The 26,409-nt window shown below is 71.4% G+C and carries 29 protein-coding genes and 2 pseudogenes; 16 read left to right on the top strand and 15 right to left on the bottom strand.

Annotated features, from left to right (window positions below):
* Window positions 1-52: 52 nt before the first annotated feature.
* Window positions 53-199, top strand: a complete 147-nt coding sequence (locus ABZ880_RS00525) for a hypothetical protein (protein ID WP_361254501.1) — start codon at window positions 53-55, stop codon at window positions 197-199.
* Here ABZ880_RS00525 and ABZ880_RS00520 read toward each other — a convergent pair.
* Window positions 186-1,136, bottom strand: coding sequence for an NADP-dependent oxidoreductase (locus tag ABZ880_RS00520; protein WP_361254498.1), 951 nt, complete (start codon window positions 1,134-1,136; stop codon window positions 186-188). The two genes, ABZ880_RS00525 and ABZ880_RS00520, sit on opposite strands and share 14 nt — an antisense overlap.
* A gap of 256 nt (window positions 1,137-1,392) precedes the next feature.
* Between ABZ880_RS00520 and ABZ880_RS00515 the strand changes: the two genes are divergently transcribed.
* The 5 genes from ABZ880_RS00515 to ABZ880_RS00495 all read left to right on the top strand — a co-directional run bounded on the left by ABZ880_RS00515 (window position 1,393) and on the right by ABZ880_RS00495 (window position 5,206).
* Window positions 1,393-1,815 (top strand): YciI family protein, encoded by a 423-nt coding sequence (locus ABZ880_RS00515; protein WP_361254495.1) that lies wholly within the window; start codon window positions 1,393-1,395, stop codon window positions 1,813-1,815.
* Window positions 1,808-2,953 carry a DUF6596 domain-containing protein gene (locus ABZ880_RS00510; protein WP_361254492.1) on the top strand — a complete coding sequence of 382 codons (1,146 nt, stop codon included), beginning with the start codon at window positions 1,808-1,810 and terminating at the stop codon, window positions 2,951-2,953. Before ABZ880_RS00515 ends, ABZ880_RS00510 begins: the two co-directional genes overlap by 8 nt.
* A gap of 103 nt (window positions 2,954-3,056) precedes the next feature.
* Window positions 3,057-3,296, top strand: a complete 240-nt coding sequence (locus ABZ880_RS00505) for a hypothetical protein (protein ID WP_361254489.1) — start codon at window positions 3,057-3,059, stop codon at window positions 3,294-3,296.
* On the top strand, window positions 3,296-3,673 hold the full coding sequence (locus ABZ880_RS00500; RefSeq protein WP_361254486.1) for a toxin Doc: 378 nt from the start codon (window positions 3,296-3,298) through the stop codon (window positions 3,671-3,673). Before ABZ880_RS00505 ends, ABZ880_RS00500 begins: the two co-directional genes overlap by 1 nt.
* A gap of 57 nt (window positions 3,674-3,730) precedes the next feature.
* Complete coding sequence (locus ABZ880_RS00495) at window positions 3,731-5,206, top strand: HEAT repeat domain-containing protein (protein WP_361254483.1); 1,476 nt, start codon at window positions 3,731-3,733, stop codon at window positions 5,204-5,206.
* Window positions 5,207-5,227: 21 nt separating this feature from the next.
* On the opposite strand, the gene rox is transcribed toward ABZ880_RS00495, so the two are convergent.
* Window positions 5,228-6,646: a rifampin monooxygenase gene (gene rox, locus ABZ880_RS00490; protein ID WP_361254480.1), complete on the bottom strand. Its 1,419-nt coding sequence runs from the start codon at window positions 6,644-6,646 to the stop codon at window positions 5,228-5,230.
* A 101-nt stretch (window positions 6,647-6,747) separates the two neighbouring features.
* Here rox and ABZ880_RS00485 point away from each other — a divergent pair.
* A pseudogene (locus tag ABZ880_RS00485) lies at window positions 6,748-6,864 on the top strand (IS5/IS1182 family transposase); the annotation flags it as partial.
* Here ABZ880_RS00485 and ABZ880_RS00480 read toward each other — a convergent pair.
* The 5 genes from ABZ880_RS00480 to ABZ880_RS00460 form a co-directional block, all read right to left on the bottom strand.
* Window positions 6,839-7,681, bottom strand: coding sequence for a hypothetical protein (locus tag ABZ880_RS00480; protein ID WP_361254477.1), 843 nt, complete (start codon window positions 7,679-7,681; stop codon window positions 6,839-6,841). The pseudogene ABZ880_RS00485 and the gene ABZ880_RS00480 overlap by 26 nt on opposite strands.
* Window positions 7,682-7,840: 159 nt before the next feature.
* Window positions 7,841-9,355, bottom strand: a complete 1,515-nt coding sequence (locus tag ABZ880_RS00475) for an amidohydrolase (RefSeq protein WP_361254474.1) — start codon at window positions 9,353-9,355, stop codon at window positions 7,841-7,843.
* Window positions 9,356-9,436: 81 nt separating this feature from the next.
* Entirely contained in the window at window positions 9,437-10,090 is a 654-nt protein-coding gene (locus ABZ880_RS00470) for a hypothetical protein (RefSeq protein WP_361254471.1), read from the bottom strand.
* A 148-nt stretch (window positions 10,091-10,238) separates the two neighbouring features.
* Complete coding sequence (locus tag ABZ880_RS00465) at window positions 10,239-12,071, bottom strand: glycoside hydrolase family 15 protein (protein WP_361254468.1); 1,833 nt, start codon at window positions 12,069-12,071, stop codon at window positions 10,239-10,241.
* 106 nt (window positions 12,072-12,177) lie between these two features.
* Window positions 12,178-12,957, bottom strand: coding sequence for a DeoR/GlpR family DNA-binding transcription regulator (locus ABZ880_RS00460; protein WP_361254465.1), 780 nt, complete (start codon window positions 12,955-12,957; stop codon window positions 12,178-12,180).
* 123 nt (window positions 12,958-13,080) lie between these two features.
* Here ABZ880_RS00460 and ABZ880_RS00455 point away from each other — a divergent pair, with 123 nt between their 5' ends.
* Both ABZ880_RS00455 and ABZ880_RS00450 read left to right on the top strand, forming a co-directional pair.
* On the top strand, window positions 13,081-13,962 hold the full coding sequence (locus ABZ880_RS00455; protein WP_361254463.1) for a sugar isomerase: 882 nt from the start codon (window positions 13,081-13,083) through the stop codon (window positions 13,960-13,962).
* Window positions 13,963-14,008: 46 nt separating this feature from the next.
* Window positions 14,009-14,863: a class II fructose-bisphosphate aldolase gene (locus ABZ880_RS00450; protein ID WP_361254460.1), complete on the top strand. Its 855-nt coding sequence runs from the start codon at window positions 14,009-14,011 to the stop codon at window positions 14,861-14,863.
* Here the strand turns inward: ABZ880_RS00450 and ABZ880_RS00445 are convergent, their stop codons facing one another.
* On the bottom strand, window positions 14,864-15,997 hold the full coding sequence (locus ABZ880_RS00445; RefSeq protein ID WP_361255813.1) for a methyltransferase: 1,134 nt from the start codon (window positions 15,995-15,997) through the stop codon (window positions 14,864-14,866).
* Between the two features lie 81 nt (window positions 15,998-16,078).
* On the opposite strand from ABZ880_RS00445, the gene ABZ880_RS00440 reads away from it, so the two are divergent.
* Both ABZ880_RS00440 and ABZ880_RS00435 read left to right on the top strand, forming a co-directional pair.
* Window positions 16,079-16,738, top strand: a complete 660-nt coding sequence (locus tag ABZ880_RS00440; protein ID WP_361254457.1) for an alpha-ketoglutarate-dependent dioxygenase AlkB — start codon at window positions 16,079-16,081, stop codon at window positions 16,736-16,738.
* 36 nt (window positions 16,739-16,774) lie between these two features.
* Entirely contained in the window at window positions 16,775-18,013 is a 1,239-nt protein-coding gene (locus tag ABZ880_RS00435) for an ROK family protein (RefSeq protein ID WP_361254455.1), read from the top strand.
* 3 nt (window positions 18,014-18,016) lie between these two features.
* Here ABZ880_RS00435 and ABZ880_RS00430 read toward each other — a convergent pair whose 3' ends face one another.
* Window positions 18,017-18,304, bottom strand: a complete 288-nt coding sequence (locus ABZ880_RS00430; protein ID WP_361254452.1) for a hypothetical protein — start codon at window positions 18,302-18,304, stop codon at window positions 18,017-18,019.
* A gap of 292 nt (window positions 18,305-18,596) precedes the next feature.
* On the opposite strand from ABZ880_RS00430, the gene ABZ880_RS00425 reads away from it, so the two are divergent.
* The 3 genes from ABZ880_RS00425 (at window position 18,597) to ABZ880_RS00415 (ending at window position 20,448) form a co-directional block, all read left to right on the top strand.
* Entirely contained in the window at window positions 18,597-18,866 is a 270-nt protein-coding gene (locus ABZ880_RS00425) for a hypothetical protein (RefSeq protein ID WP_361254449.1), read from the top strand.
* A 73-nt stretch (window positions 18,867-18,939) separates the two neighbouring features.
* The gene (locus ABZ880_RS00420) at window positions 18,940-19,983 is read left to right on the top strand and encodes a helix-turn-helix transcriptional regulator (RefSeq protein WP_361254447.1); all 1,044 of its coding nucleotides are present in this window, start codon (window positions 18,940-18,942) and stop codon (window positions 19,981-19,983) included.
* Window positions 19,984-19,992: 9 nt separating this feature from the next.
* Window positions 19,993-20,448, top strand: a complete 456-nt coding sequence (locus ABZ880_RS00415) for an RpiB/LacA/LacB family sugar-phosphate isomerase (RefSeq protein ID WP_361254445.1) — start codon at window positions 19,993-19,995, stop codon at window positions 20,446-20,448.
* A gap of 25 nt (window positions 20,449-20,473) precedes the next feature.
* On the opposite strand, the gene ilvY is transcribed toward ABZ880_RS00415, so the two are convergent.
* Window positions 20,474-21,322 (bottom strand): HTH-type transcriptional activator IlvY, encoded by an 849-nt coding sequence (ilvY, locus tag ABZ880_RS00410; RefSeq protein ID WP_361254442.1) that lies wholly within the window; start codon window positions 21,320-21,322, stop codon window positions 20,474-20,476.
* An 88-nt stretch (window positions 21,323-21,410) separates the two neighbouring features.
* On the opposite strand from ilvY, the gene ABZ880_RS00405 reads away from it, so the two are divergent.
* Window positions 21,411-22,889, top strand: coding sequence for a ketol-acid reductoisomerase (locus ABZ880_RS00405; RefSeq protein ID WP_361254439.1), 1,479 nt, complete (start codon window positions 21,411-21,413; stop codon window positions 22,887-22,889).
* Window positions 22,890-22,923: 34 nt separating this feature from the next.
* Window positions 22,924-23,451, top strand: a complete 528-nt coding sequence (locus ABZ880_RS00400; protein WP_361254436.1) for an SMI1/KNR4 family protein — start codon at window positions 22,924-22,926, stop codon at window positions 23,449-23,451.
* A 6-nt stretch (window positions 23,452-23,457) separates the two neighbouring features.
* On the opposite strand, the pseudogene ABZ880_RS00395 reads toward ABZ880_RS00400, so the two are convergent.
* From ABZ880_RS00395 to ABZ880_RS00375, 5 genes and pseudogenes are all read right to left on the bottom strand, one after another.
* A pseudogene (locus ABZ880_RS00395) lies at window positions 23,458-23,852 on the bottom strand (tautomerase family protein).
* A 21-nt stretch (window positions 23,853-23,873) separates the two neighbouring features.
* Window positions 23,874-24,785, bottom strand: a complete 912-nt coding sequence (locus ABZ880_RS00390; RefSeq protein WP_361254433.1) for a phosphotriesterase — start codon at window positions 24,783-24,785, stop codon at window positions 23,874-23,876.
* Complete coding sequence (locus ABZ880_RS00385) at window positions 24,779-25,360, bottom strand: DUF4865 family protein (RefSeq protein ID WP_361254430.1); 582 nt, start codon at window positions 25,358-25,360, stop codon at window positions 24,779-24,781. Before ABZ880_RS00385 ends, ABZ880_RS00390 begins: the two co-directional genes overlap by 7 nt.
* Before the next feature lie 11 nt (window positions 25,361-25,371).
* Window positions 25,372-25,791 (bottom strand): cupin domain-containing protein, encoded by a 420-nt coding sequence (locus ABZ880_RS00380; protein WP_361254427.1) that lies wholly within the window; start codon window positions 25,789-25,791, stop codon window positions 25,372-25,374.
* Between the two features lie 12 nt (window positions 25,792-25,803).
* Window positions 25,804-26,376: a TetR/AcrR family transcriptional regulator gene (locus ABZ880_RS00375; protein WP_361254425.1), complete on the bottom strand. Its 573-nt coding sequence runs from the start codon at window positions 26,374-26,376 to the stop codon at window positions 25,804-25,806.
* Window positions 26,377-26,409: the final 33 nt, after the last annotated feature.

Raw genomic sequence — 26,409 nt, 5'->3', positions numbered from 1 at the left:
CGCGAGCGGTTCGCCTCGGTCTCGACCGGTCACTCCCGAAACGCGGGGGAGCATGGACGAACAGGACCTCGTGGGGCGCCATGCGGAACTCCGGGCCCTCGCCGAGCTGGTCGGACGGCTCCCCGAGGGGGGCGGTGCGCTGGTCGTCGCGGGTGAGGTGGGCATCGGCAAGACCGAGGCCACACCTACGACACCCTGAGCACGACCTTCCCCCGGCGGTGCTCCCGCTCCAGCGCCGCATACGCCCCCGCCGCGTCCGACAGCGGCACCACCCGGTCGATGCGCGGCGTCAGCCTGCCGGACTCGAACAGCCGGGCCAGCTCGGTGAGCCCGGCACGGTCCGGCTCGACCACGAAGAACACGCCACGCGCCTCGCCCGCCCGGCTCGTGTCGGGCGGGGCGACGATGCTGACGAGCACACCCCCGGGCCGCAGCACCTGCCAGGAGCGGGTCTGGCTGTCGCCGCCGACCGTGTCGAAGACCAGGTCGACATCCTTGACCTGGTCCTCGAACCGCTCGCTCGCGTAGTCGACGACGTACTCCGCGCCCAGCTCACGCACGAATTCCGCGTCTTGGGCCGAGGCTGTGGCCGTGACCGAGGCGCCCAGGGCCACGGCGATCTGCACCACGAAGGAACCCACCCCGCCCGCCCCGCCATGCACCAGAACCCGCCCGCCGGCGGTGAGGCCGCCATGGCGGACAAGGCCCTGCCAGGCCGTCAGCCCGGCCAGCGTCAACGCGGCCGCACCGTCGTGGGTCAGCGCCGTGGGCTTGACGGCGAGGACCTCCGCCGGGACGGCGGTGAACTCGGCCGCCGCACCGTCCCGCGTGAAGGGGATCAGCCCGAACACCTCGTCACCGACCGACAACTCCGAGACCTGCGCGCCCAGTTCGGCGACCTGCCCCGACACCTCCTTGGCGGGGACGATCGGCACGCGGGAGCCGCCGGTGCCGTCGAAGCTGTCCGTCCAGGTCGCGTCCCAGCCCAGTTCCCCCGACGTGATCGAGGCCGACCGGACGGCGACGAGCACCTCGTCCGGCCCGGGCACCGGCCGAGGCGCGACCTCGTAGACGAGCTGTTCCGGCCCGCCGCGCCGGTGGCCGCGGACGGCGTGCATGGTGGCCGTGGTGTTCATGGGAGTTCCCTTCTCCGGGCGCATGCCGATGGGGCGCACACGCGACCACGCGGATCGCCGTACGTGACCATGGTGATCCTCGCGCCTCTGCCCGGCTTGAGTCGGACGACTGAGCCGGTTGCCCGGCCCCTGCTGATCAGGCTTGTGTGCCAGAGCCCAAAAAAAGTTCGGCGGAGATGTCGAGAACCCCTGCCCGGCTCCGTCCCCGAGGTGAACGCGACCACAATGGGTCGCACCACCACCGAGGAGAAATCCGATGGCCAAGTACCTGCTGCTCAAGCACTACCGCGGTGCCCCGGCTGCGGTCAACGACGTGCCCATGGACCAGTGGACGCCGGAGGAGATCTCGGCGCATATCCAGTACATGAACGACTTCGCCGCGCGGCTCGAGAAGACCGGCGAGTTCGTCGACAGCCAGGCGCTCGCGCCCGAAGGGAACTGGGTGCGCTACGACGGTGAGGGGCGCCCGCCGGTCACCGACGGCCCGTTCGCCGAGACCAAGGACGTCATCGCCGGCTGGATGATCATCGACGTCGACAGCTACGAGCGCGCCGTCGAGCTTGCCGGCGAGCTGTCGGCCGCCCCCGGGGCGGGCGGGAAGCCGATCCACGAGTGGCTGGAACTGCGTCCGTTCCTGCACGCGGCGCCCACCATCACGGAGTGCCTCATCCATGGATGAGGCCCTGCTCAGGAGCCTCACACCGAACGTGCTTGCCGTCCTCGGCCGCCGCGGAGCCGACTTCGCGGCGGCCGAGGACGCCGTGCAGGACGCGCTCATCGAGGCACTGCGCGTCTGGCCGGCCGACCCTCCGCGGGATGCCAAGGGCTGGCTGGTCACCGTGGCCTGGCGCAAGTTCCTCGACGCGACCCGCGCGGACGCCGCCCGCCGCCGGCGTGAGGACCGCGTGGAGGAGGAGCCGGGGCCCGGTCCCGCGCCCGCGGTGGACGACACGCTTCAGCTCTACTTCCTCTGCGCCCACCCGTCGCTGACACCGTCGTCCGCGGTCGCGCTCACCCTGCGCGCCGTCGGCGGGCTCACCACCCGGCAGATCGCCCAGGCCTACCTGGTGCCCGAGGCGACCATGGCGCAGCGCATCAGCCGGGCCAAGCGCACCGTCTCCGACGTGCGGTTCGACCAGCCCGGCGACGTCGCCACCGTGCTGCGCGTCCTCTACCTGGTCTTCAACGAGGGCTACTCCGGCGACGTCGACCTCGCCGCCGAGGCCATCCGGCTCACCCGGCAGCTCGCGGCCGCGATCGACCACCCCGAGGTCGCAGGGCTGCTCGCCCTCATGCTGCTTCACCACGCCCGGCGCGCCGCCCGGACCGCGCCCGACGGGAGCCTGGTGCCGCTTGCCGAGCAGGACCGCGGCCGGTGGGACACCACCTCGATCGCCGAAGGCGTGGACATCCTTCAGGCGGCCCTCGCCCGCGACCGACTCGGGGAGTTCCAGGCCCAGGCCGCCATCGCGGCCCTCCACGCCGACGCACCCACCGCCGATGAGACCGACTGGGTGCAGATCGTCGAGTGGTACGACGAACTCGCGCGCCTGACCGACAGCCCGGTCGTCCGGCTCAACCGCGCGGTCGCTGTCGGTGAGGCCGACGGGCCGCGCGCCGGCCTGGCGGAACTCGCGAAGCTGGACGACGCACTGCCCCGCCACACCGCGGTGGCGGCCTACCTCCACGAACGCGACGGCGACCTGGCGACGGCGGCACAGCTGTACGCCGAGGCGGCCCGGAAGGCGCCCAACCTCGCCGAACGCGACCACCTGACCCGCCAGGCCGCCCGGCTCAACGCCCGCCGTCGTCGTTGATCTGCCCTGTGCCCCTCCCGATCCCACCAGGCGGCAGGTTCGATTTCCCGTACGGCTGTGAAGGCCCGTCGCGGTCCAGGCACCAACTAGGTACCATCAGGTCATGCCCTCACTGAACGTGTCCTTCACCGACGAGGAACTCGAAGGTGTACGCGCGGCCGCGGCGGCCGAAGGCAAGAGCCTCAAGCAGTACCTGCACGACCTCGGCGTCCGCGAGATGCAGCGCAAGCGGTTCGTCGCGGGCGCCGGCGCGTGGGCCGACCGGCTGCGGGAAGAGTTCGACGACGCCTTTCCCGACGAAGTGCCGCCCTCGGCTCGGCCGGACGGGACCGCGGCTGCCTGATGCACCTGCACATCGACGTCTCCTGGCTCCTCGACGTCCAGGAGGCCGCCCTCGGTGCCGAGGACATGTCGGTCGCGGACTACTCCGCCCTCGTCGCGGCCGTCGCCCGGCACAAAACCAAACTGCCCACCCTCGAAGCCGCCGACCCGGACGCCGCCTGGCGCGCGGCCGCGCTCATGCACACCATCGTGCGCCTGGAGCCGCTTCCGCACCGCAACAGCCTCTACGCCGCGTTCGTCGCAGCGCAGTACATGGACCAGTCCGGAGAAGGCATCGACCCGCCCTACGGCGCCCTGTCCGACCTCGTACGAAAGATCCGCGACACACGCCTCCGCGTCCCCGCGACCGCCGACCGACTCCGCTCCTGGAAGGTCTGAGCCGAGCAGGTCGGACCACGACGCCTTGCCCATGGCCGATCGCCGTAGGCTGTCGGGATGTTCAGCAGGCGCAGGGCTCGCAAGGCGCAGGAGCAGCAGCGCGATCTGTCCGCGCGGATCAGGTCCGCCGAGGCCGCAGACCGGGCGGGCGCGGCAGCGGAGATCGCCAAGGTGCGTGATCAGGCTTGGGCGCTACGGGAGTTGGCGCAGGCCCTCGAGCGGGAGCCCTTGCCGGACACCTTCTCCGACATCGCAGGCGCCTTCTGCGACGCGCTCTTCCGCGACCGGGTTGCACGGGAACGGGTCGAGCAGATCCTCGCTCTGCCTGACGACCAGCCGGCCGAACTGGTGCGGGCCTGGACGGCGTTCATGGCGGAGTGCGGCGCCGGTGCGGCCATGGAAACGGTCGACGACGAGCTCGGCCAGGACGTACGCAGCCGGCTCCGGCGACTGGCCGGCCAGGGCTGGAGGCATCGCGAACTGTCCCGCATGCACAAGGATTCCTTCGCCTACTACATCGCGTTCGGCACGGCGGTCGTGCTGGTCCACGACGCCGTCCGGCGCAGCGCACCGTTGCCGGGCGACGAGGCCGAGCATGCGCGCAAGGAGATCCGCACCGCCCTGGAGCGTGCCCTTGCCCTCCCGGCGGACAGTGACGAACGCCTGGGCGTGCTGGTCGCTTTGAGCATGCGGCCCGACGAGGAGGAGACCTGGACCGACCGGGCTCTGGCCGGGCTGCGCATCGACGAGGCGCTCGCCCTGTGCCGAAGCCCCGAGCCCGCGCGGGTCACGCTGGGTTTGGAAGCGCTGCACAGTCTGATGCTGTTCGGCCCCGTGCTGCGGCGCACCGCGATCCGCACGACGCTCGACCGGGTGTGCGTGCCCGATCAGGAGCCGTACACGTTCAGCGAGGGGCTGCTCGGCTACGCCGCCCTCCAGGCCGACGACCCGCTGGACGATCCGCCGGTGGAGCTGTTCCTGAACGCGCTAGGTCACCCCGACGAGGTGGTGCGGGCTGCCGCCGCCTCCGGACTGGACCGGGTGGGGCCGGGGCTGCCCGAGGAGCAGCGTGTAGTCGCCGCGCTGACGGACAGCCTGGACAGCGATCCGGACGCCGAAGTGGTGCGCTGCGCGGCGACCGCGCTGGCCGGCATCAGTTGCGCCGACGAGGCCAACACCCGTGCCGCTTCACGGGCCTTGGCCCGCCACGCCGACTCCGCCGACGCACGGGTGCGCGCGGCTAGCGTGGAGGGAGCGCTGCTGCGCGACGAGCCCGGCGCCTTCGCCCGGCTGACGACCGAGCTGCAACGGGCCGATGTTCAGGCCGTGTTCGTGTCCGTCACGGACGCCTTCGTGATCGACAGCAGGAACGACCTCACCGACGTCCAACGCGCCGAACTCACCCGGCACTTGGAGCGCCTGCGCCAGGACGGCTGGGCGGAACATCCTGGCGACGACGACGAAACGGACGCCGAGACCCGCGCCGGACTGGTGGAGCAGGTCCTGGTGGCACTGAGGGGCTCCGCGCGGTGAGGCAGCGCTCTCCCGGCGCTTTCAGCCGCCGAACCACTTCCTCAGGGGGCCGAGCAGGTCCTGCTGATCCTCACCGGCCCATGCCACGTGACCGTCCGGCCGCAACAGCACCGCAGACACGTCGAGTTCCTCGCTGACGCCGACGACGTGGTCGACCCGGTCCGCCCAGCCCGCCACCGAGAGCCGGCCGGTCTGGTCGAGCAGGAGGCCGCGGCCGCCGTGCATCCGCTCGTACAGGCGCCCCTGCTTCAGCTTGACGTCCCGCAGCCGCCGGCCGAGCAGTTCGTGGCCCTCGCCGAAGTCGTAGCGGATGTCGACCGCGGTGATCATCCCGGTCACGTACCGGTTCACCTCCTCGAAGTCCATCAGCTTCGAGAACAGCTCCCGCAGCGCGGTCGCACCCGGGTCGGTGCCCAGGAGCGTGATCTGCGCGCGGGTGTTCTCCAGCACGCGGGCGCCCACCGGGTGCCGCTCGGTGTGGTAGCTGTCCAGCAGCCCCTCCGGCGCCCAGCCGGCCACCGCGGCGGCCAGCTTCCAGCCGAGGTTGAAGGCGTCCTGGATACCGAGGTTGAGCCCCTGTCCGCCGGTCGGCGGGTGGATGTGTGCCGCGTCGCCGGCCAGCAGCACCCGGCCGACCCGGTAGCGCTCGGCCTGCCGGGTGGCGTCACCGAAGCGGGAGAGCCAGCGTGGCGAGTGCGCACCGAAGTCGGTGCCGGCGACGGCCCGCAGCTGCTGCCTGAACTCCTCGAGGGTCGTCGGGGCCGTACGGTCCTCGGCCACCCCCTCGGCGGGTACGACGACGCGGTACACGCCGTCCCCGACGGGGGAGGCACCGAACCGCCGTTGGGTCTTGCGGACCTCCCCGACGACGGCCTCGATCGTCGCCGGATCCTCGGTCAGTCCCATCTCACCCAGCAGCGTCTCGACCTTGGCGGGCTCACCGGGAAAGCCGACGCCGATCAGCTTGCGCACCACACTGCGGCCGCCGTCGCACCCGACGAGGTAGTGCGAGCGCAACTGCGTGCCGTCCGCCAGCTCGACGGTCGCTCCGTCCTCGTCCTGGCTCAGCCCGACCACTTCGCAGCCGCGCCGGATCTCGGTGCCGAGTTCGAGGGCGCGTTCGTTGAGCAGCCGCTCGGTGAGCGGCTGCGGGGTGGCGACCCCGTACGGATGCGCGGTGTCCAGCCGGTCCGGCCAAGGCTTGGCGATGCCGCCGAAGAGACCGCCGGCCTGGAACTTCTCGCTGACGGCGAGGAAGCGGTCCAGCAGGCCGCGCTGGTCCATCATCTCGACGCTGCGCGCGTGCAGACCCTGTCCGCGGGACTGCTCGGTCGGCGCGGTCAGCTTCTCCAGTACGACGACGTGCACGCCGTGCAGCCGCAACTCGGCGGCCAGCATCAGCCCGGTCGGTCCGCCGCCGACCACGATCACGTCAATCATCAATCCACCCGTTTCCGCAGGTTCTGGAAAGCGCCGAGAACCGCGCCTATAGGTATCAGGACCTGCCACGGCAGGCACCTCACCGCGCGGCCGACCCGAGCTCCTGGCTCGCCGGATGCCGACGCCTGCACCGCCGCTGCGAACGCCTGGCCGAGCACTTCCTCGCCTTCGTCGACATCGCCGCAGCCCTCATCAGCTACCGCCGCCCTGCTCGGTGAAGTGATCCGGAAGCGACGACGCCGGCTCAGCGCCAGGACTGTTGCGTCTCAGCAGGCCGGTGACTCGGCTCAGCCATCCCATGCGGGGCTGATTGTCCCTGTCGATCAGGAAGCGCGCTGTGTGCAGCGGGTCACGCGGGGGCTGGCCCACCTGGTGACGTTGCCAGTAGTGGGCCACTCTCCGTTCCAGATCGGCCAGGTCGCCTCTGCCAGTCCTGGTCAGCACGACCGAGCCTTCTGGCCCCTCTGGAGCAGTCAGCGCCAACACGCCACCGTCCGGTGAGTACGCCGCCGTGTACTCACCATCCGATACGTCAATCGCCTCAAGGTAGTTCGTGGCGTACACGAAGGTCTCGAAGACGATCAGGTCCTCGTCCTGGTCAAAAACGAAGACGGTGTCGGAAGGGAGATCCATACTCAGGGGCGGTGCCGATGGCGCCGGCCGAGCGAAGCGAACGCCTGAGGTCTCCGGTGAGGATGCGGGGGTGTCGCCACCACCACAGGTCGGGGCCGGGCAGTCTGTGGAACCGGTTGAGTGCTTGGCCGTCGTTGTCGATGGTCGTGGCCCGTACCGGTCGTCCAAAGCTTTGATCCGAGGGGTCCAGAGCTGGACGATGTGTTCGTCCAGCAGGAGCCAAGCCTCGTGCAGCCAGTTTCGGCAGGAGAGGTCGTTGGTGTACTCGTAGATGTCGTCGCCGTAGCCGCACTCGATGACGCCTACCAGGGCGGCCCACGCGTTCACCCTTTCAGCGACCGTGAATGCCGCCCGCCAACCGCGCTGGTGCAACAGCTCTCCCACCTCGGTTTCGGTAGCCACGAACGGGAGGCTCTCACGTCCAATCCGCCCAGGCGACCGAGATATGTCCCGCCAGAGGCTGCGGGCCCTGGAACATGACCAAGGTGAGACGATCCCGCCGTGGCTGGTGTGATCAGCGCGTCGGAACTCGCCTTGGCTGACCAGGAGCGCCGTTCGCCGTCAGTAGGGCCCGTGCGTCCACCGCCCGCCCAGCATCGTGGCGTGCACCGGCATCTCCCGCAGTGTGCGGGCGTCGGCCTCAAGCGGATCGACCTCCACGACCACCAGGTCGGCCGCGTCACCGACCCGGATCTCCGAACGCCCCCGCGCCGACGCGGCGAGCGCCGCTCGTACCGGGACGCGCTGTTCGGGATGCCAGGCCGGCCGCTCGTCGCCCGTCCGGTGTACGGCGGCGGCGATGCCCAGCCACGGGTCGAGCGGCGAGACGGGGGCATCCGAACCGAACTCCAGCCGGGCACCGGCCGCCAGCAGGTCGGCGTAGGCGAAGGCGCGCCCGGTGCGCCCGGCCCAGTGGCGGTCCGCCACATCGCGGTCGTCGGTCGCGTGTGCGGGCTGCACTCCCGCCGTCACCCCCAACGCCGCGAACCGCCCGATGTCGGCCGCCGTCAGCAGCTGCGCGTGCTCGATGCGGCCCGGGCGGCCGACGGCCGCGAACGCGTCGAGGGCCAGCGTGTTGGCCCGGTCGCCGATGGCGTGCACCGCGGGTTCGATGCCGTGTCCGACGGCGCGCCGCATCAGCCGTACCAGTTCCTCGTAAGGTGTCTCCTCGATGCCGTACGCCTCCGGCGTGCCCTCCAGGCCGGGATACGGGTCGCAGCACAGCGCGGTTCGGGTGTTGAGGGAGCCGTCCGTGAAGAGCTTGAGCGGGCCGGCCTGCAGCAGGCCGTCGGTTGCGGGCAGGACGTCACCCGTCCGGAGGCCGCGCTCGATCGCCGCGTCCAGGTGCCGGGGATAGACGGCGGCCTGCACCCGTATATCCAGTGGTGAATTGGCCGCGCGGCGGCTCCAGTCGGCGATGTTGTCGGAGAAGTGGAAGTCGATGATGCCGGTGACTCCCCGCGCGGCCGCGTCCCGGCAGGCCTCCGCCACCCACCGGTCCAGGACCTCGGCCGGGACCGCAGGCAGCGCCTGGAGCGCCTCGAAGGCCTGGTGCTCGCGCAGCAGGCCCGTCTCATGGTCACCCCGGCCGACCAGCTGCAGACACGCCGAGTTCAGCCACGCGGCGTGCAGATCGGCGCTGATCAGCGCGACCGGCCGGTCCGGGCACACCTGGTCGAGCAGCGCCTTGTGCGGTGCGTCGGGCCACAGCCCGTCCCGGAACCCCTGCCCCATGAGCACCTCGCCCGCGGGCAGGCCGACCGAGTGCAGCCGTACCGCTTCGGCGACCTTCCGAGCGGAGCCCAGGCCGGCCAGATCCACCCGGTGCCGGTTGCCGGCCCACTGCGCGGCATGCACATGCGCGTCCCACAGACCCGGCAGTACGGTGCGACCGTCCAGGTCGAGCACCGGGCCCTCCAGCTCGCCCTCCACCACGACGGCGACGACCTTGCCTTCGGCGATGCGCACACTGCCCAACGGCCCACCCGCACCCAGCCGCACCCGGGAGAGCGTCAGCGCAGACGGCGTGTCGAGTTCGTCCGCCAAGGGGCCGGGTATGCCGTCGAGGCTCGTCATCGGGGCTCCAGTCGTGAGGTCACGTGCGCTCGGGCGGGGCAACTGGTCGCTGCCCCGCCCACTGGCGATCTGCTGCTGAGGCTACGCGGCGATCGAGCCGCGCAGTCGGGTGGAGCTTCGGTAGGTGGAGATGCCCACGGCCAGCAGCCAGTAGCTGAGGATCGCCCCCATCGAGGCGGTCGTGCCCCAGCCGTTCGCCGCGTAGAAGTGCGCGGGCGTGTTGCCGAAGAACAGGGACGGCACGAAGGCCAGGTTGATCGCGGCGAGGACGTAGGCCGAGCGGCCGATCCAGCGTGACAGCAGGCCGGTGCGCGAGACGATGCAGCCGACCGTGGTCAGGAACAGCGCCAGCATCAGCCGGGAGATCGAGCCGTAGAGGATGTACGTGCCGTTGACCGTGATGGTCGGATCGATCGGGTGGTCGGTGGCGATCACCGCGCCTGCCTCAAGTCCCATGGAGACCAGGGTGATCGTCGCGTAGACCAGCCCCGTGGCGAAGGCCAGCGAACCCGCCCACTCGTAGTCGGGATGCGTGCGCTTGACCAGTTCGCGGAAGGCCGTCACGAACACGACCAGACAGGCGAGGGCGACGATTCCGAGGAGCAGCCTGGTGAGCACGTTCGCGTCCGGCGGCGGGCCCGAGTAGACGAAGTACAGGGGCACTTCGACGATGAGAGTGGCCGCGGCAGCGATGCCGGCGACGCCCGTCAGGCGCCGGGCGAAGGTTTCGTTCATGGGAGTTCCCCCGAGTCCGTGAGGTGGATTCCGCGTCGGTCCGTTCGCCGACGTCATGAATCCTTCCGGCCGCGGGGCCGCCCGTCCCTGGGCCTGGGTGGCGGACAGGGGGTGGGCTTACCAACACCCGTGTGGGTGGAGCCAGTTGTCAGCCGAGGGCCTTGTCCAGGTTGAAGGCCGCGCTGATGAGCGCGAGATGGGTGAACGCCTGGGGGAAATTGCCCTGTTGCTCGCCGGTGTGGCTGATCTCCTCGGCGTACAGGCCGAGATGGTTGGCGTAGGTGAGCATCTTCTCGAAGGCCAGGCGGGCCTCGTCGATCCGCCCGGCGTGGACCATGGCCTCGACGTACCAGAACGAGCAGATGGAGAAGGTGCCTTCGTCGCCGCGCAGCCCGTCGGGGCTGGCCATCGGGTCGTACCGGTAGACGAGGGAGTCGGACACCAGGTCGTGGGTGAGCGCGTCCAGCGTGGACAGCCACTTGGGGTCGGTGGGCGCGATGAACTTCGTCAGCGGCATCATCAGGACGGCCGCGTCCAGCACGTCGTCGCCGTCCTCGTGCTGGACGAATGCCTGGCGGGTCTCGGACCAGCCCTGTTTCATGATCCGCCGGTAGATCGTGTCGCGGCACTCGCGCCAGTGCAGCAGATCGCCGGGCAGTCCGCGCCGGGTGGCCATGCGGATGGCCCGCTCGATCGCCACCCAGCACATCAGGCGGGAGTACAGGAAGTTCTTACGGCCGCCGCGGGTCTCCCAGATGCCCTCGTCGGGCTGGTCCCAGTGCTCGCACACCCACTCCACCAGCGCGCACACGTCGTCCCACTGGCCGCTGGAGATGGGCTTGGCCCACTTGTCGTAGAGGTAGATCGAGTCGATCAGCGCGCCGTAGATGTCGAGTTGGAGCTGCTCGGCGGCGGCGTTGCCGACCCGCACCGGCGCGGAGCCCTGATGGCCTTCCAGGTGGTCGAGTTCGGCCTCGGTGAGGTCGGTGCGGCCGTCGATGCCGTACATGATCTGCAGGGGACCCGAGGGTTTGCCGTCGCCCGGACTGATGTGCCGGGTCACGAAGTTCATGAACGCCTCGGCCTCTTCGGTGAAGCCGAGCCGCAGCAGCGCGTACACGCAGAAGGCCGCGTCGCGCACCCACACGTACCGGTAGTCCCAGTTGCGCTCGCCGCCGAGCTGCTCGGGCAGGCTGGTGGTCGGCGCGGCCACGATCGCGCCGGTGGGCGCGTAGGTGAGCAGCTTGAGGGTGAGGGCGGAGCGGTGCACCATCTCCCGCCAGCGGCCACGGTACTTGGAGGCGGACAGCCAGCGTCGCCAGTACGCCACCGTCGTGCCGAACTGCTCCTCCGCCTCCACCCGCGCGCAACGGCGCGGCTCCACATCGCCGCCGACCTGGTCCAGCGCGAACACCGCCGACTCGCCCTCGGAAAGCTTGAACTCGGCCCGCGCGTCCAGCCCTTCGGCCTCCAGCGGTACCGTCGCCGTCAGTGCCAGCGACAGTCCGTCGGACTCGAAGACCGCCACGTCACCGGCGAGGCGCACGGTGTGCGGCCGGGTGCCGTAGTCGAACCGCGGGGCGACGCGTACCCGGAACGGGATCGAGCCGCGCACGCACACCACCCGCCGGATCAGCCGGTGCCGTTCGGTCTCCACCGCGCGGCCGTTGACCGGCATGAAGTCCTGCACCTCACCGACACCGTCCTCGGTGAAGAAGCGGGTGATCAGGACGTTGGTGTCGGGGAAGTAGAACTGCTTCGTCTTCGCCGGCACGGACGCCGCCAGCTCGAATGCCCCGCCGCGCTCCGCGTCCAGGATCGCCGCGAAGACACTGGGCGCGTCGAAGGCAGGGCAGCAGTACCAGTCGATGGTGCCGTCGGTCCCGACCAGGGCCACGCTGCGCAGATCACCGATCAGCCCGTGCTCGGCGATCGGCAGATAACGAGGCCCGGCGCCCCGGACTTCTTCGTCGCTCGCCATAGAGCCCATCGCAGCCTCCCTGCCCCGACACGCATCCCCTCCCCAGCGTAGGCGGAATCGGGGGCGCGAGCGCGAGGATCGCGGAGGCCGCACGCACCGTCGCGGATCAGACCGCGACGACCGCGATCCCCGCCTCCTCGAAGCGGCGCACCGCCTCCGCGCTGGCCGCCGTGTCCGTGACGAGGGTGTCCACGACCTCGGCCGCGCAGATCCGGGCGAACGCCCGCTGGCCCAGCTTGCTGGAGTCGGCGGCGACGATCACGCGCTCGGCGCGCTCGCACAGCAGCCGGTTGATCGCGGCCTCCGCCTCGTCGTGCGCGGCGGCGCCGTGCGTGACGTCGAAGGCGACCACGCCGAGCACTGCCACGTCGATCGTGATCTGGCCGAGCACCCCGTCCGCGAGCGGCCCGATGAGCTCGTACGACTGCGGGCGTGCGACGCCGCCGGTCACCACGATCTTGAACTGGGGGCGTACGGCAAGCTCGTTGGCGATGTTGAGCGCGTTGGTGACGACCGTGAGCGCCGGGGAGCCGGAGGTGAGATCGCTGCGCACGGCGAGGGCGCGGGCCACCTCGGTGGTGGTCGTGCCGCCGGTCAGGCCGACCGCCTCGCCGGGCGCGATCAGATCCGCGACCGCCTTCGCGATCCGCTGCTTCTCGGAGGCGTGCCGGGCGGTCTTGTAGCGCAGCGGCAGCTCGTACGACACTCCGTGCACGACCGCGCCGCCCCGGGTGCGCACCAGCATCTGCTGCTCGGCGAGCTGGTCGAAGTCGCGCCGGATCGTGGCGGCCGACACCTCCAGCTCGACGGCCGCCTCCTCGACGTCCAGCCGGCCGCGCTCGACGAGCAGCTCCAGCAGCGCCTTCCAGCGGGCGTCCCGCGACATGCCCGGCCTCCGTTCCTCGATCTCCCGGCGACCCTAGCGCACCCCACATACAACGGCGTGCTTGATTGTGCTCGAAAGCTCGCTATATCTTGCAAGAACAAGCAAGCGGGAAAGGGGTACGTCATGACCCACGTCGAGGACGAGCTGACCAGCCAGCCCGAGTGCTGGACACGCGCCGCCGCCGAGGCGGAGCGGCACCGCGGGACGCTCCCCGCACCGGGAGAGCGCGTCGCGATCGTCGGCTGCGGCACCTCGTACTTCATGGCGCAGGCGGTGGCCGCGCTGCGCGAGGGCGCCGGCCTGGGCGAGACGGACGCCTTCGCCGCCTCCGAGTTCCCCAGTGGCCGCTCCTACGACCGGGTCCTCGCCCTCACCCGCTCCGGCACCACCACCGAAGTCCTCGAACTCCTCGGTGAGTTGAGGGGGCGTACGCGGACGACCGCGATCACCGCCGACCCGCACACCCCCGTCATGCAGGCGGCCGACGACGTCGTCGTACTGGACTTCGCGGACGAACAGTCCGTCGTGCAGACGCGGTTCGCCACCAGCGCGCTGACCCTGCTCCGCGCCCACCTGGGCCTGCACACCGACACCGTCGTCGCCGACGGCCGCACCGCGCTCGACGCCCCGCTGCCCGAAGGCCTCGTCGCCTGCACGCAGTTCACCTTCCTCGGCCGCGGCTGGACGGTCGGCCTGGCCAACGAGGCAGGGCTGAAGATGCGCGAGGCCTCCCTCGCCTGGACCGAGGCCTACCCGGCGATGGAGTACCGGCACGGCCCCATCAGCATCACCACCCGCGGCACGGCGACCTGGATGCTCGGCGAGGCCCCCGACGGCCTGGCCGAACAGGTGCGCGCCGCCGGCGGGTTGTGGATCGCGGGCGGCCTCGACCCGCTCGCCGAACTCGTCCGCGCCCAGCGCCTCGCGGTCGCCGTCGCCGCGGCCCGCGACCTCGACCCGGACCGCCCCCGCCACCTCACCCGCTCGGTGATCCTCACGCCCTGACGCGTCCGCCGAAGACCTCCGACGCGCCCCTTCGAAGGGAGAAGCCGTGCCCCTCGTCACCACCGGGGAACTCGTCACCCGCGCCGCCGCCGAGCACTCCGCCGTCGCCGCCTTCAACATCATCACCCTCGAACACGTCGAGGCCGTCATCGCCGGCGCCGAGTCGGCCGACGCACCCGTCGTCCTCCAAGTCAGCGAGAACGCCGTCAAGTTCCGCTACGGCCGCCTCCTCCCGCTCGCCCGCGCCGCCGTCACCGCCGCCGAACGCGCCGCCGTACCCGTGGCGTTGCACCTCGACCACATCCAGAGCGACGACCTGCTGCGGCAGGCGGCGGACGCCGGATTCAGCTCCGTCATGTACGACGCGGCCCGCCTGCCCTACGAGCAGAACCTCGCTGCGACCCGGGCCGCCGTCGGCTGGGCGCACTCCCAAGGGCTGTGGATCGAGGCCGAGTTGGGGCAGGTCGCGGGCAAGGCGGGCGAGCCGCCGCTGGACGCCCACGCACCCGGCGCGCGCACCGATCCCGCCGAGGCCCGTGCCTTCGTCACCGATTCCGGCGTGGACGCCCTCGCCGTCGCCGTCGGCAGCGTGCACGCCATGACCACCCGCACCGCCACCCTCGACCACAACCTGCTCAAACGGTTGTCCGCAGCGCTGGACGTGCCGCTCGTGCTGCACGGCTCCTCCGGCGTCCCGGACGACGAGCTGACCGCGGCAGTCGCGGGCGGCATCGCCAAGGTCAACGTCGGCACCGCCCTCAACATCGCCATGACGGGCGCGATCCGCGAGTTCCTCGCCACTCACCCCGAGGCGGTCGACTCGCGCAAGTACCTGAGCGTGGGCAGGGAGGCGATGGTGCGGGCGGTGACCGGAATCATCCGGACGCTCGCCCGGTCATGACTATCGCTTGACGGCCTTCAGAACCACGAACTTCGGGTCGCTGGCGACCAGTTGGCTGTTGCCGAACACCTTGCGCAGCTTCACGTGGTAGCCGAGGTGCCGGTTGCCGATCACCCACAGCTCGCCGCCGGGCCGCAGCACCCGCCGCGCCCCGGTGAACATCCGCCACGCCGTGGTGTCGGTCGTCGCCTGGTGCGAGTGGAACGGCGGATTGTTCAGCACCAGGTCGACACTGTCGGCCGGCAACCCCGCCAGCCCGTCCCCGACCCGGAACTCGGCATGCCCCGGCACCCCGTTCGCCTTGTACGTCGCCTCCGCCGAGGCCACGGCCTGGAACGACTCGTCCACGAACAGCACCTCGGCCGCCGGATCGGCGACTGCAACCGCCGTACCGACCACTCCGTTGCCGCACCCGAGATCCACGACCCGCCGGGCCCCCGGCCCGCTCGGCAGGTGCTGCAGGAAGAACCGGGTGCCGATGTCGAGCCGGTCGGCGCAGAACACCCCCGCATGGTTGACGACGGTCCGCCCCGACACCGCGCCCACCCCCTCGGGCAGCGCATAGCTGTACGGCCACGGATTGGCGGGCCGCTGCAGCCCCGGATCCGGCGTACAGAAGATCAGCCGGGCCTTCTTCTCGGCGAGCGAGGTACGGGTCGGCCCGAGGATCCGCTCGAACAACTGCAGCGTGGAGGTGTGGATCTCTTTCGCCATGCCGGTCCCGACGACGACCGTCCCCTCATGCACGGCGGGCGCCAGCCGCGCCAACTGGTCCTCCAGCAGCGCGAGACTCTTCGGCACCCTGACCAGCAGCACGTCGATACGCTCCGGCGGCGCATCCTGGCTGGTCAGCAGCCCTACGGCACCGGTCTCGACGCCCGCCCGGGCCAGATTCGCCCGGGTCGCCTCCTGCGCGAGGAAGGAGTCGGTGATCTGCAGCGGCCGGTGCTTCGCCAGCGCGGTGACCAGGGCACCCCAGCGGTCCCCGAGGACCACGACCGTGCCGGACAGCGGGATCTTCTCAGCGGCGAGATACCTGAGCAGGTACTCGTCGGAGGCGTCCCAGGCACGCAGCCTGTCACGCGGATCCTCGGGAAACCGGGCCAGCTCGAGCTCGCCCCACGGCGTCGTCATACGGTCGTTCATCGTGCGTCAAGGCTAGCCGAGCCGCAGCTCAGGCCCGGTCGGGCGGACCCGTCAGGCAGGATGGGACCCATGGACGCCGAGCTGTTCCCCAGGGCTCGTACGGAGGTCGCACCGGGCGCGGTGCACGTGCCGGACTGGCTCGACGCGGGACGGCAGCGGGAGCTGCTGGAGGCGTGCCGGGACTGGGCCCGGCCGCCTGCCGGCCTGCGCACCGTGCGCACACCCGGCGGCGGCACGATGACCGCCCGCCAGGTATGTCTGGGCTGGCACTGGTACCCGTACGCCTACGCCCGCACGGTCGCCGACGGTGACGGCGCCCCCGTGAAGCCGTTCCCGGCGTGGCTCGACGAGCTGGGGCGGCAGGCGGTCACCGACGCGCTGGGAGCGCCGACGAGCTCGTACCCCGACCCCTGCTCCTACGACATCGCGCTGATCAACTTCTACGACGGGGACGCCCGCATGGGCATGCACCGCGACAGCGACGAGAAGGCGGACGCGCCGGTGGTGTCGCTGAGCCTCGGCGACACGTGCGTCCTCCGCTTCGGGAACACCGAGACCCGGGCCAAGCCGTACACGGACGTCGAGCTGCGCAGCGGGGACCTGTTCGTGTTCGGTGGGCCGTCGCGGCTCGCGTATCACGGGGTGCCCAGGGTGTATGCGGGCAGTGGGCCGCCGGAGTTGGGGCTGTCCGGACGTTTGAACATCACGCTTCGGGTCAGTGGCCTGTAGGCCGACACAACTGCGGATCATGGGAGACTCGCCCTCATGAGCGGCAACGCGGACCCCCGGCAGGCGGGGGAAGGGACCACCTCGAGGGCGCGGTTGGACCGGGGGCGCGGTGCGCTCGGGCCCGCGTTGGAGCTCGTGCACACCGGACGTGCGCCGACCCGGGCCGTGCTCACCGCCGAGCTCGGGGTGACGCGGGCGACGGCCGGCGCGGTCGCCGCCGAACTGGAGGCGCTCGGGCTGATCCGGGTCGACGCCCGGCCCGGCGCGGCGGCCGGTTCGCAGGGCAGGCCCTCGCATCGGCTCGCGGTCGCCGAGGACGGCCCGGTCGTGCTCGCCGCGCAGGTGCACGCCGACGGCTTCCGGGCCGCGCTGGTCGGACTGGGCGGCCGCATCGTTGCCACCGCACCCGGCTGCGAGACCGTCGACGCCGACCCGGCGAAGGTCCTCGGCTCCGTCGTCGAGGCGGGCGCCGAACTGCTGCACTCGACGGGACGGCGCTGCGTCGGCGCCGGACTCGCCGTACCGTCCGCCGTCGCCGAACCCGACGGCCTCGCCCTCAACCCGCTGCATCTGGCATGGCCGGCCGGCGCGCCCGTCCGCCGGATCTTCGCGGAGTGCGTACGCGCGGCCGGCATCACCGGCCCCGCCTTCGCGGGCAACGACGTCAACCTCGCCGCCCTCGCAGAGCACCGGCACGGCGCGGGCCGCGGCTCCCGCGATCTGCTGTGCGTGGCCACCGGACACCGGGGCGTGGGCGGCGCGCTGGTCCTCGACGGCCGTCTGCACACCGGGAGTTCGGGCCTCGCCCTCGAGGTAGGCCACCTCACCGTCAACCCCGAGGGCCGCCCCTGCCACTGCGGCAGCCGCGGCTGCCTCGACGTCGAGGCGGACCCGCTGGCTCTGCTCACCGCGGCCGGCCGCGACCCGGGTCCCGAGGTCTCCCTCCTCCAGCAGGCCATCGACCTGATCCGCAACCACTACGACGACCCGTCCATCCGCACGGCCACCGAGGCCCTCATCGACCGCCTCGGCCTCGGCCTCGCGGGCCTGGTCAACATCCTCAACCCCGACCGCATCATCCTCGGCGGCCTGCACCGCACCCTCCTCGACGCCGATCCCGAGCGCCTGCGCGCCGTCGTCGCCGACCGCAGCCTGTGGGGGCAGAGCGGAGGCGTGCCCATTCTCGCCTGCACCCTCGACCACAACAGCCTTGTCGGAGCAGCGGAGTTGGCGTGGCAGCCGGTGCTGGACGACCCGCTGGGAGCGCTCGCCTGACGATCACCCCTCCTCGGCCGTCTCCAGAATCCGCGTCCGCGGCGTGCCGGCCAGGGCGGGGGCGTGCTCGTCCGAGGACCACACCCGCGCCCTGAGGAAACCCAGGAACCGCTCGGCCCCGGCCACATCGTCAAAATCCAGATCCACGACGACGTACGCGGCATCGTCGACCGGCCGCTGCACCCGATGCCGCCGCACGCCCGCGCTCTCCCGCGCTCCGGCGAAGCGGTCGAAGGCCGTCTTCCAGGCGGCGAAGTCCGTGATCGGATGCTCGATGTGCAGGGTCGACATGACTCCTCCTCGGGCCGTTTCCCCGGTCACTTTCATGCTGGGCGGCGGGCCGGGCCGCCGTACATCCCAGATATGTGGGGGAGCCGCAGCGCACGCGGGAGCCGTTCCCCATTGCCGGGGCTTTCCGGGGCTTTCCGGGGAAGATGCTCAGCCGCAACACTGGCCCGATGGCACACAATCTCTCCAAGGGCGAGCCCACGCCCCAGTCCGAACCACAGGTCTTCAAGGGGTACGTCGCGACCGTGACCTCTACGCGGACCGGGCCGAGATCAAACGCAAGCTCATGGGGAAGATGACCGGTGCCAGGGACTCAGTGACCCCGCTCCGCAACGTGATCAAGGTTCTCTCCAAGGAGCCCACCCGTCTCGTCAACGGGTATGTGCAACTTGCCACCGAGCAGGATCGAGGCCGACTCGTCATCGCCACGGCGGAAGCCGAGAGGGCCATCGCGAACAACTCCCGCACAGTCCTGTTCACATGGAACCAACGACAGGCCTACGCCGCCTACTTGGCCGCGGCCATCACCGGCGTGCAGGCGCAGGGCGGCAATCCGGTCGGCTAGCGGGCAGGGTGCTCCGTGGCGTAGCGCATGGCTCCTGCACTCAGCAGGGCAGCAGCGGGCGTACGCTCGGATCATGGCCGACCAGGACCGGCTCGCGGCCCGCTACGAGCGCATCGTCCGGCTGTGCGAGGCCGGTGGCGACGCACGGGAGCTGCGCCTGCGGCTCCTCGGCGAAGTGCGGGCCGCGGTCGGCTTCGACGCGTACGCGTTCCTGCTGACCGACCCCGAGACCGCGGTCGGCTGCGCGCCCATCGCCGACGTGCCGTATCTGCCGGAGCTGCCCCGGCTGATCCGCCTCAAGTACCTGACCCGGGCGAACCGTTGGACCGCGATGCGCGATGTCGCCCTGCTGAGCGACCGTCCCGAGGGTGACCGTGGGCCCCTGTGGCGCGACCTGCTGCAGGCCCACGGCATCCGGGACGTCGCCTCACTGACCTTCCGGGACCGCCACGGCAACTGGGGCTTCCTCGACCTGTGGCGGGCCGACCGCGCCTTCAGCCCTGCCGAGGCCGCCCACCTGGCTCGCCTCACCGCGCCGATCACCACCGCGCTGCGTCGCAGCCAGGCCGCCACCTTCGTCGTACGGCAGCGGGAGGCGCCCCGGCCCGGGCCACTGGTGCTGCTGCTCTCGCCCGAGCTCCAGGTCCTCGGGCAGACCCCCGACACGCATGCCTACCTGCGCGTACTGGTGCCGCCGGAACAGGGGCGCCCACCCGTGCCGGCCGGCGCGTACAACGTCGCCGCGCAGCTCCTGGCGGTGGAGGCGGGCGTCGACCCGCATCCGCCACGCGCGCGCGTGCACCTCGCCGGCGGGCTGTGGCTGACGCTGCGCGCGGCCCGGCTGGGGGAGGAGGGGCCGACGGAACGGCGCACCATCGCCGTCACCATCGAGGAGACCTCACCGGGCGAGCGGCTCGCCGTCTACGCCCGCGCCTTCGCTCTGACCGGACGGGAGAGCGAACTGCTCGGCCTGCTCGCCACGGGCGCCGACAGCCACACCGTGGCCGGCAGCATGTACGTCTCCGAGCACACCGTGCAGGACCACCTGAAGTCGGTGTTCGCCAAGACCGGCACCCACAACCGCCGCGACCTGCTCGCCCGGGCGCTGGGAGGCTAGGCTCCGAGCATGCGGATCTCTGTCTCCTCGGACATGGACGAACCCGTCGCGCGCACGCTCGTCACGGAGCTGCGGCGACGCGGCCACGACGTCGTGACCCACGGGGCGCTGAGCCCCGGCGACGACCCGCAGTGGGCCGCCTGCTCGGAGGCCGCCGCACGCGAGGTCGCCGAGGGTGCCGCGGACCAGGCGGTCGTGTGCTGCTGGACCGGCACAGGCGCGTCCATCGCCGCCAACAAGGTGCCGGGCGTACGGGCCGCCCTGTGCACCGACGCCTACACGGCGGACGGCGCCCGCCGCTGGAACGACGCCAATGTACTGGCACTCAGCCTGCGCCTGACCTCCGAACCGCTGCTGACGGAGATCCTCGACGCCTGGTTCGCGGGCGAGGCCAGCGAGGACGCCGAGGACCGGGGGAACGTGGAGCGCATCGAGCGGCTCGACCTCGGCAAAACGTCCCCCTGATTGACTGGCACAGGCGGAGGCCGGCTCACTGGCACAGGCTCCACAGGGCCGCCACCAACGGCCGTCGCAGATCGGCCCGCCGTACGCACAACCCGATCTCGAACCGATCCGGCGCCGGATCGGCCGGAATCACCGCCAGCCGGTCGCGCACCGCGCTGTGCTCCAGTACGAGGCGGGGGACCACGCCGGTGCCGCAGCCCAGGGCGACCAGCGTCAGCAGCCCTTCGTGGCCGTCCGGCTCGCAGGCCACCTCGGGTGTCGTGCCACGGGCACGGAACCACCGGTCGGCGGCCTCGCGCACCAGCCCACGGTGGGGCAGGACGAACGGGCCCTCGAGCCCGGGATCCGGGCGGTCCCGTGCCGTGACCAGGACCAGCTCGGTCACCGCCACCGTGCGCCCGACCAGCCCCTCCGGCAGCCGCGCCGGGATCCCCGCGACGGCCACGTCCACCTCGCCCTCGTCCAGCCGGGCCAGCGCGGCCGCCGCGTCCCCGGTGCGCAGGTCGAGGAGGACCTGGGGGTGGGCGGTGCGGAAGGGTGCCAACAGGTCGGGCAGCAGCGCCTGGCATGCGGTCACCGTGGCGAACAGTGCCAGACGGCCGGTGAGTCGGGCCGGATCGGGATGCTCCTCGCGGTAGGAGCGCCACAACTCCAGTGCCTGGACGGCGTATTCACGAAACCGGTGCCCCTCCGCCGTCAGCGACACCCCGCGCGGTCCGCGCTCGAACAGTCGGTGCCCGAGATCCGTCTCCAGCCGCTGCACCGTACGCGTGAGCGTCGCCGGGCTGACATGACAGTCCAGACTCGTCCGTCCAAAGTTCAGCGTCTGCGTCAGATGCAGAAAGAGCCGCAGCTCCCGATGGTCGTCGCGCACCAGCTCACCTGGCCCTTTCGCTTCCCGCAACACCCCGCTTCACATGTTGCGCTTGCTGCAATGCTCTGCCGGAGCCTACAACTCGACCATGACCTCGACCACGACCACGTCATACACCTCCCGCGTCTTCCCCCTCGAAACGATGGACGTGCCCGGCGGCACCGAGACCATCCTCCGCGGCGGCCGGCTCCTCTTCCCGCTGCTGCCGCAGGCCTTCGCCGGCGTGCGTCGCATCGGCGTGATCGGCTGGGGCCCGCAGGGCCGCGCCCAGGCCCAGAACCTGCGGGACTCGCTGGCCGGCACGGACATCCGGGTGAGCGTCGGACTGCGCCCGAACTCCGCCTCGGCCGCCGACGCCCGCGCCCACGGCTTCACGGAGGAGGACGGCACGCTCGGCGACTGGCTCGCCGTCACCGCCGACAGCGACCTCGTGATCCTCCTGATCGCGGACGCCGCACTCGCCGCCCACCACCAGGAGATCTTCGCCGCCCTCAAGCCGGGCGCGGTCATCGGCCTCTCGCACGGCTTCCTGCTCGGTCATCTCCGGGAAACGGGCGGGGAGTTCCCGTCCGGGCACGGGGTGATCGCCGTGTGCCCCAAGGGCATGGGCGACTCCGTGCGCCGCCTCTACCAGCAGGGCGAGGAGATCAACGGCGCCGGAATCAACAGCAGTTACGCCGTCCACGCCGACCCCGACGGCCGGGCCACCGACCTCGCGCTCGGCTGGTCGGTCGCGCTCGGCTCGCCGTACACCTTCCGCACCACGCTCGACAGCGAGTACCTCTCCGACATCGTGGGCGAACGCGCCATCCTGCTCGGCGCGGTCCACGGCATCGTCGAGAGCCTCCACACCCGTTTCCGCCTCGCCGGGGACGACGAGGTGACCGCCTATGAGCGGTCCTGCGAGAACATCACCGGCCCGATCGCCCGCACCGTCTCGCACACCGGGCTGCGCGCCGTGCGCGAGGGCCTCGACCCGGCCGGCCGGGAGGTCTTCGACCGCGCGTACACGGCCACGTACGGACCGGCCCGCGACCTCGTCGCCGAGATCTACGACGAGGTCGCCGACGGCACCGAACTGCGCAGCGTGATCCTCGCCGAACGCCGCCTGGGCAACCGCCCGATGAGCGGGATCGGCGGCTCCCCGATGTGGGCCGTCAGCAACGAGGTGCACGCCCGGCGCGGCGAACACCCCCTGCCCGTCGACCCGTTCACCGCCGGCGTGTTCGTCGCCACCATGACCGCCCAGATCGACGAGTTCACCGAGCGCGGCCACCCCTGGTCGGAGATCGTCAACGAGTCCGTGATCGAGGCGGTCGACTCCCTGCTGCCCTACATGCACGCCCGCAACGTGGCGTACATGGTCGACAACTGCTCCCGCACGGCCCGCCTCGGCGCCCGCCGCTGGGGCCCGCGCTTCCAGGCGGCGTACGAGCAGATCGCCTACCCGGCCGCCGAACACCCGGCGGACGAGGCCCTGTTGGCGGCCTTCGGCAGCCATCCGGTGCACGAGGCCCTGGCCGCGGCGGCGAAGCTGCGGCCGTCGGTGGACATCTCGGTGGCGTAGGGCCGTTGTCAGTGGCGGCGGATAGCCTGCGCGCGTGATCGAGACGAGACACGACGACCGCAGCTTTCCGACTGCCCTGGCTGAGGTGGCCCGGGTGGAGTTCGACTACGACGAGGGCGAGGGCGTCGACTTCGAGCCGTACGACGCCTTCGACTCCGCCGAGGAAACCACCGACTGGCTGCGCAACTGGACCGGCAACCACGAGCTCGTCGGCGACGCCTACCGGGTCTTCGGGCAGGACGGCACCGGCGGTCTGGCCGCCCTCTGGTGTGTGCGGCCGGGGCGGACTCTCGCCGAGCAGCCCGTGGTGTTCCTGGGTTCGGAGGGCGAGCGCGGGGTGGTGGCGGCGAACCTGTCCGACTTCCTGTGGGTGCTGGCCGACGGCCTGGGCCCGATGGAGATCGTGGAGTACGAGCAGTACGAGCCGCGTCCCAACACGGCACTGACCGAGCTCGCCGAGCGCCATGCGACCACCCCGCGCCGCACCACCCGGGAGATCGTCACCACCGCCCAGGCCGAGTTCCCGACCTTCTCCGACGACATCGACGAGCTGTGCCGATGAGCCTGGTCAGGCCTTCTGGTCCTCGACGTACTGCGCTGCACCGTGACCGAGCGACCAGTCGGCCGACCCGTTCTCGGTCACGGTGACGAACACGTTCCGCGGCTCCGTTCCCGCGTAGGCGTGGGCGAGTTCGGCGATTCGCCGGTACAGCGCCTGCTTCTGGCCGCGGGTGCGCCCGGACCGCATGGTGATGGCGACGAAGACGATGCCGTCGTCCCGGTGCACGCCCAGGTAATCGCCGTGGCGCAGGCGCTGTTGATGCCGTCGTGGCTCACCAGCACCTGGAAGTGGTCGTCGGCCGGGATGCCGATCGTCTCGACCAGGGCTTCGTGCACGGCACGTCCGAGTGCGTCGAGGCGCGCCGGGTCGGCCCGCAGTGCGTCGATGCGGACAAAGGGCATGACGGTGGTTCTCCGTTCCGCTCAGCGCCATTCCACGGCGAACACCCGGCCGGGGTTCTCCGTGAGGACCCGGTCCGTCAGTTCCGCACCCAGCTCTCGCGCCAGCCGCGGTCGCACCCTGCGCAGCAGATACGGCATTCCGGGCCCGCCGTCGACCGACCGCGCCCCGGCGACCACGGTGTCCCCGCCGAGCAGCAGCCGATGCCCGAAACCGGCCTCGGCCAGGGCCCGTACGGCGTCCGGCATCCGCCAGTCGGTCGCGTGATGGGTGCGTGACGGACCGTCAAAAGCCAGCCAGCAGCCCGACTCGGCCGCCTGCCGCTGGACCACGAAGTCGGGCGAACGGTTCAGATGACCGAGGATCACGCGGTGCGGCGGCACCCCCAACTCCCCGCACAGCAGGTCCAGTACGTCCAGCGCGCCCGTGCCCATCTCCAGGTGGACGGCGATCGGCGCGCCCGTCGCGTGATGGGCCTCGGCCGCCGCGGTCATCGTCCAGCGGGCGTGCGCGTCCAGGGCATGGAAGCCGCCCGCGACCTTGACGAGCCCGGCCCGGACGCCCGACGTGCCGATGCCCCCGGTCAGTTCGGAGACGAACACGTCGGCGAGCTTGCCGCGCAGCTCGTCCAGTAACTCCGGTGCGTAGTGCGCCGCTTGATGCAGTCCCGTCGCGCAGACCACGTGCACCCCGGCTGCCCGGGACAGCAGCGGCAGGTCGGCGGCGCGGCGCCCCATCCCGTACGGCGTCCACTGGACGACGCTCGCCCCGCCGGCCGCCCGGAACGCCTCCAGCTCGGCCCGCGCGGCGGTGGCGTCGTTGAGTTCCTGGCCGGGCAGTTGCGGGCTGCGGATGAAGAGGTGGTCGTGCGCGTCGCACACGCCCAGGTCCCCGGGCCGTACGTCGCCCAGCACCGTACGAACGCTGCTCACCACTGCCGCCCCCGCGGCAACCGCCCCCGCCCCGGCGACAGATGCAGCACCGGGAACAGGTCGCCGTCGGCCTTCGGCGCGTCGTGCTCCCAGAGCGAGAAGTGGACCAGCTCCCAGCGGCTCGTATCCACGGCGGCCGCGGCCAGCACCGCCCCGTCCGTACCGGCCAGCCGCTCCGTCTCGCCCACCGCGTCCGCCATCACCTCCGCCAACTCGACGCCTTCCGCTACGAGTTGACGCCTCCGCACCGCGAACCGCGCCACAGAGCCGACGCCGCCGCCGTCCTCGTACGCCACCCCCGACCACTGACGGACCGACGGCCGCCCGAAGTCATTGCTGAGCCCCTGAAAAGCTCCGCCCCACAGGAACGCGTTCATGCCCTCCACGGTGTTCCACAGGTAGAACGGCGCGTACTGGTTGACCGGCGATCCGTACTGCCCGCGCTCGCGCAGCAGATACGCCTTTAAGCCGAGGCCCTCCCAGTCGTCCAGCAGATGCCCGATGCGGGCGACGCGGGCGCGGATGATGGCGGTGTCGTAGTCGGCGGGCAGGGTCAGCTCGTACTGCATGGCGTGCATCGGATGCCTCCTCAGGCCGAGTTGTGCCGGGAATCGCCAACCGGGTAGTCCTCCGGACCGACGTGGGTGTCCCACTCCGTGGTCGTGCCGTCCGCCGCGGCCTCGACGACGGCGAGATGGGTCATGAAGGTGCGCGGTCCGGCGCCGTGCCAGTGCCACTCGCCCGGCTCGATCCACACCGTGTCGCCCGCACGGATTGCTTCCACGTCACCGCCCTTGCGCTGCACCAGCCCCTCGCCTTCCAGGACGTGCAGGACCTGACCGTGCGGATGGCGGTGCCAGGCGGTGTGCGCGCCGGGCGCGAAGTGGACGCTGAACATGCGCAGTCGGGACGGCGCCGCGGGCGTGGCTATCTCGTCGAGCCACACCGAGCCGGTGAAGTTCTCCGCCGGGCCCTGCTGCGTCTCGGGGCGCTTCCTGGTGATGTGCACGTACGGGTACTCCTATCGCGTGGCGAGCAGGGAAAGCAGACCTCGGACACCGGCGTCGAAGGCGGCGGGGGAGCCGGAGGCACGCGCGAGGACGTACCCGCCCTGCACCGTCGCCAGGACGGTCGCGGCGATCTCCTCGCCGTCCAGCGAGGGCGCGAACTGCCCCTGTTCCTTGCCCTCTTCGACGATCCCGGCGATCAACTCGCGAATCGCGTCGAGGGTTTCGTCGACCGGCGCACGCAACGCGTCCCTGGCAATGATGTCCGGGTCCATGGTCAGCCGCCCTACGGGACAGCCGCGCAACACGTCACGCTCGCGCAGCAGATACGCCTCGATGCGCTCGTACGGCGTCCCCGGCCCGCCGAGTACCCCCTCGGCGGTAGCCCGCAACTCCTCGGCGGTGCGCCGGATCGCCGCCAGCGCGAGATCCGGCTTCCCCTTGAAGTGGTGGTACATGCTGCCCTGTCCGGCGCCCGCGCGCTCCAGGATCGCCTTGGGGCTGGTGCCCACGTAACCGCGCTCCCACAGCAGCTCGCGGGTGGACTCGATCAGTCGGTCCGAGGTGCTCATGCCCTCACTGTACATACTAGTAGTTACAGAAGTCGAGATCTTTTCGCC

Source organism: Streptomyces sp. NPDC047043, from assembly GCF_040644055.1.
Lineage (GTDB): Bacteria > Actinomycetota > Actinomycetes > Streptomycetales > Streptomycetaceae > Streptomyces.
This window is presented reverse-complemented; position numbering and strand designations above follow the sequence as displayed.

What these genes read in the sequence shown, in the direction of transcription:
- ABZ880_RS00445 (WP_361255813.1), bottom strand. Translation starts at nt 15,997, where the DNA reads ATGACGACGCCGTGGGGCGAGCTCGAGCTGGCCCGGTTTCCCGAGGAT.
- ABZ880_RS00415 (WP_361254445.1), top strand. Translation starts at nt 19,993, where the DNA reads ATGCGGATCTCTGTCTCCTCGGACATGGACGAACCCGTCGCGCGCACG.
- ABZ880_RS00435 (WP_361254455.1), top strand. Translation starts at nt 16,775, where the DNA reads ATGAGCGGCAACGCGGACCCCCGGCAGGCGGGGGAAGGGACCACCTCG.
- ABZ880_RS00500 (WP_361254486.1), top strand. Translation starts at nt 3,296, where the DNA reads ATGCACCTGCACATCGACGTCTCCTGGCTCCTCGACGTCCAGGAGGCC.
- ABZ880_RS00375 (WP_361254425.1), bottom strand. Translation starts at nt 26,376, where the DNA reads ATGTACAGTGAGGGCATGAGCACCTCGGACCGACTGATCGAGTCCACC.
- rox (WP_361254480.1), bottom strand. Translation starts at nt 6,646, where the DNA reads ATGATTGACGTGATCGTGGTCGGCGGCGGACCGACCGGGCTGATGCTG.
- ABZ880_RS00520 (WP_361254498.1), bottom strand. Translation starts at nt 1,136, where the DNA reads ATGAACACCACGGCCACCATGCACGCCGTCCGCGGCCACCGGCGCGGC.
- ABZ880_RS00505 (WP_361254489.1), top strand. Translation starts at nt 3,057, where the DNA reads ATGCCCTCACTGAACGTGTCCTTCACCGACGAGGAACTCGAAGGTGTA.
- ABZ880_RS00525 (WP_361254501.1), top strand. Translation starts at nt 53, where the DNA reads ATGGACGAACAGGACCTCGTGGGGCGCCATGCGGAACTCCGGGCCCTC.
- ABZ880_RS00470 (WP_361254471.1), bottom strand. Translation starts at nt 10,090, where the DNA reads ATGAACGAAACCTTCGCCCGGCGCCTGACGGGCGTCGCCGGCATCGCT.
- ABZ880_RS00495 (WP_361254483.1), top strand. Translation starts at nt 3,731, where the DNA reads ATGTTCAGCAGGCGCAGGGCTCGCAAGGCGCAGGAGCAGCAGCGCGAT.
- ABZ880_RS00455 (WP_361254463.1), top strand. Translation starts at nt 13,081, where the DNA reads ATGACCCACGTCGAGGACGAGCTGACCAGCCAGCCCGAGTGCTGGACA.
- ABZ880_RS00405 (WP_361254439.1), top strand. Translation starts at nt 21,411, where the DNA reads ATGACCTCGACCACGACCACGTCATACACCTCCCGCGTCTTCCCCCTC.
- ABZ880_RS00465 (WP_361254468.1), bottom strand. Translation starts at nt 12,071, where the DNA reads ATGGCGAGCGACGAAGAAGTCCGGGGCGCCGGGCCTCGTTATCTGCCG.
- ABZ880_RS00440 (WP_361254457.1), top strand. Translation starts at nt 16,079, where the DNA reads ATGGACGCCGAGCTGTTCCCCAGGGCTCGTACGGAGGTCGCACCGGGC.
- ABZ880_RS00425 (WP_361254449.1), top strand. Translation starts at nt 18,597, where the DNA reads ATGACCGGTGCCAGGGACTCAGTGACCCCGCTCCGCAACGTGATCAAG.
- ABZ880_RS00475 (WP_361254474.1), bottom strand. Translation starts at nt 9,355, where the DNA reads ATGACGAGCCTCGACGGCATACCCGGCCCCTTGGCGGACGAACTCGAC.
- ABZ880_RS00510 (WP_361254492.1), top strand. Translation starts at nt 1,808, where the DNA reads ATGGATGAGGCCCTGCTCAGGAGCCTCACACCGAACGTGCTTGCCGTC.
- ABZ880_RS00460 (WP_361254465.1), bottom strand. Translation starts at nt 12,957, where the DNA reads ATGTCGCGGGACGCCCGCTGGAAGGCGCTGCTGGAGCTGCTCGTCGAG.
- ABZ880_RS00515 (WP_361254495.1), top strand. Translation starts at nt 1,393, where the DNA reads ATGGCCAAGTACCTGCTGCTCAAGCACTACCGCGGTGCCCCGGCTGCG.
- ABZ880_RS00420 (WP_361254447.1), top strand. Translation starts at nt 18,940, where the DNA reads ATGGCCGACCAGGACCGGCTCGCGGCCCGCTACGAGCGCATCGTCCGG.
- ABZ880_RS00430 (WP_361254452.1), bottom strand. Translation starts at nt 18,304, where the DNA reads ATGTCGACCCTGCACATCGAGCATCCGATCACGGACTTCGCCGCCTGG.
- ABZ880_RS00385 (WP_361254430.1), bottom strand. Translation starts at nt 25,360, where the DNA reads ATGCACGCCATGCAGTACGAGCTGACCCTGCCCGCCGACTACGACACC.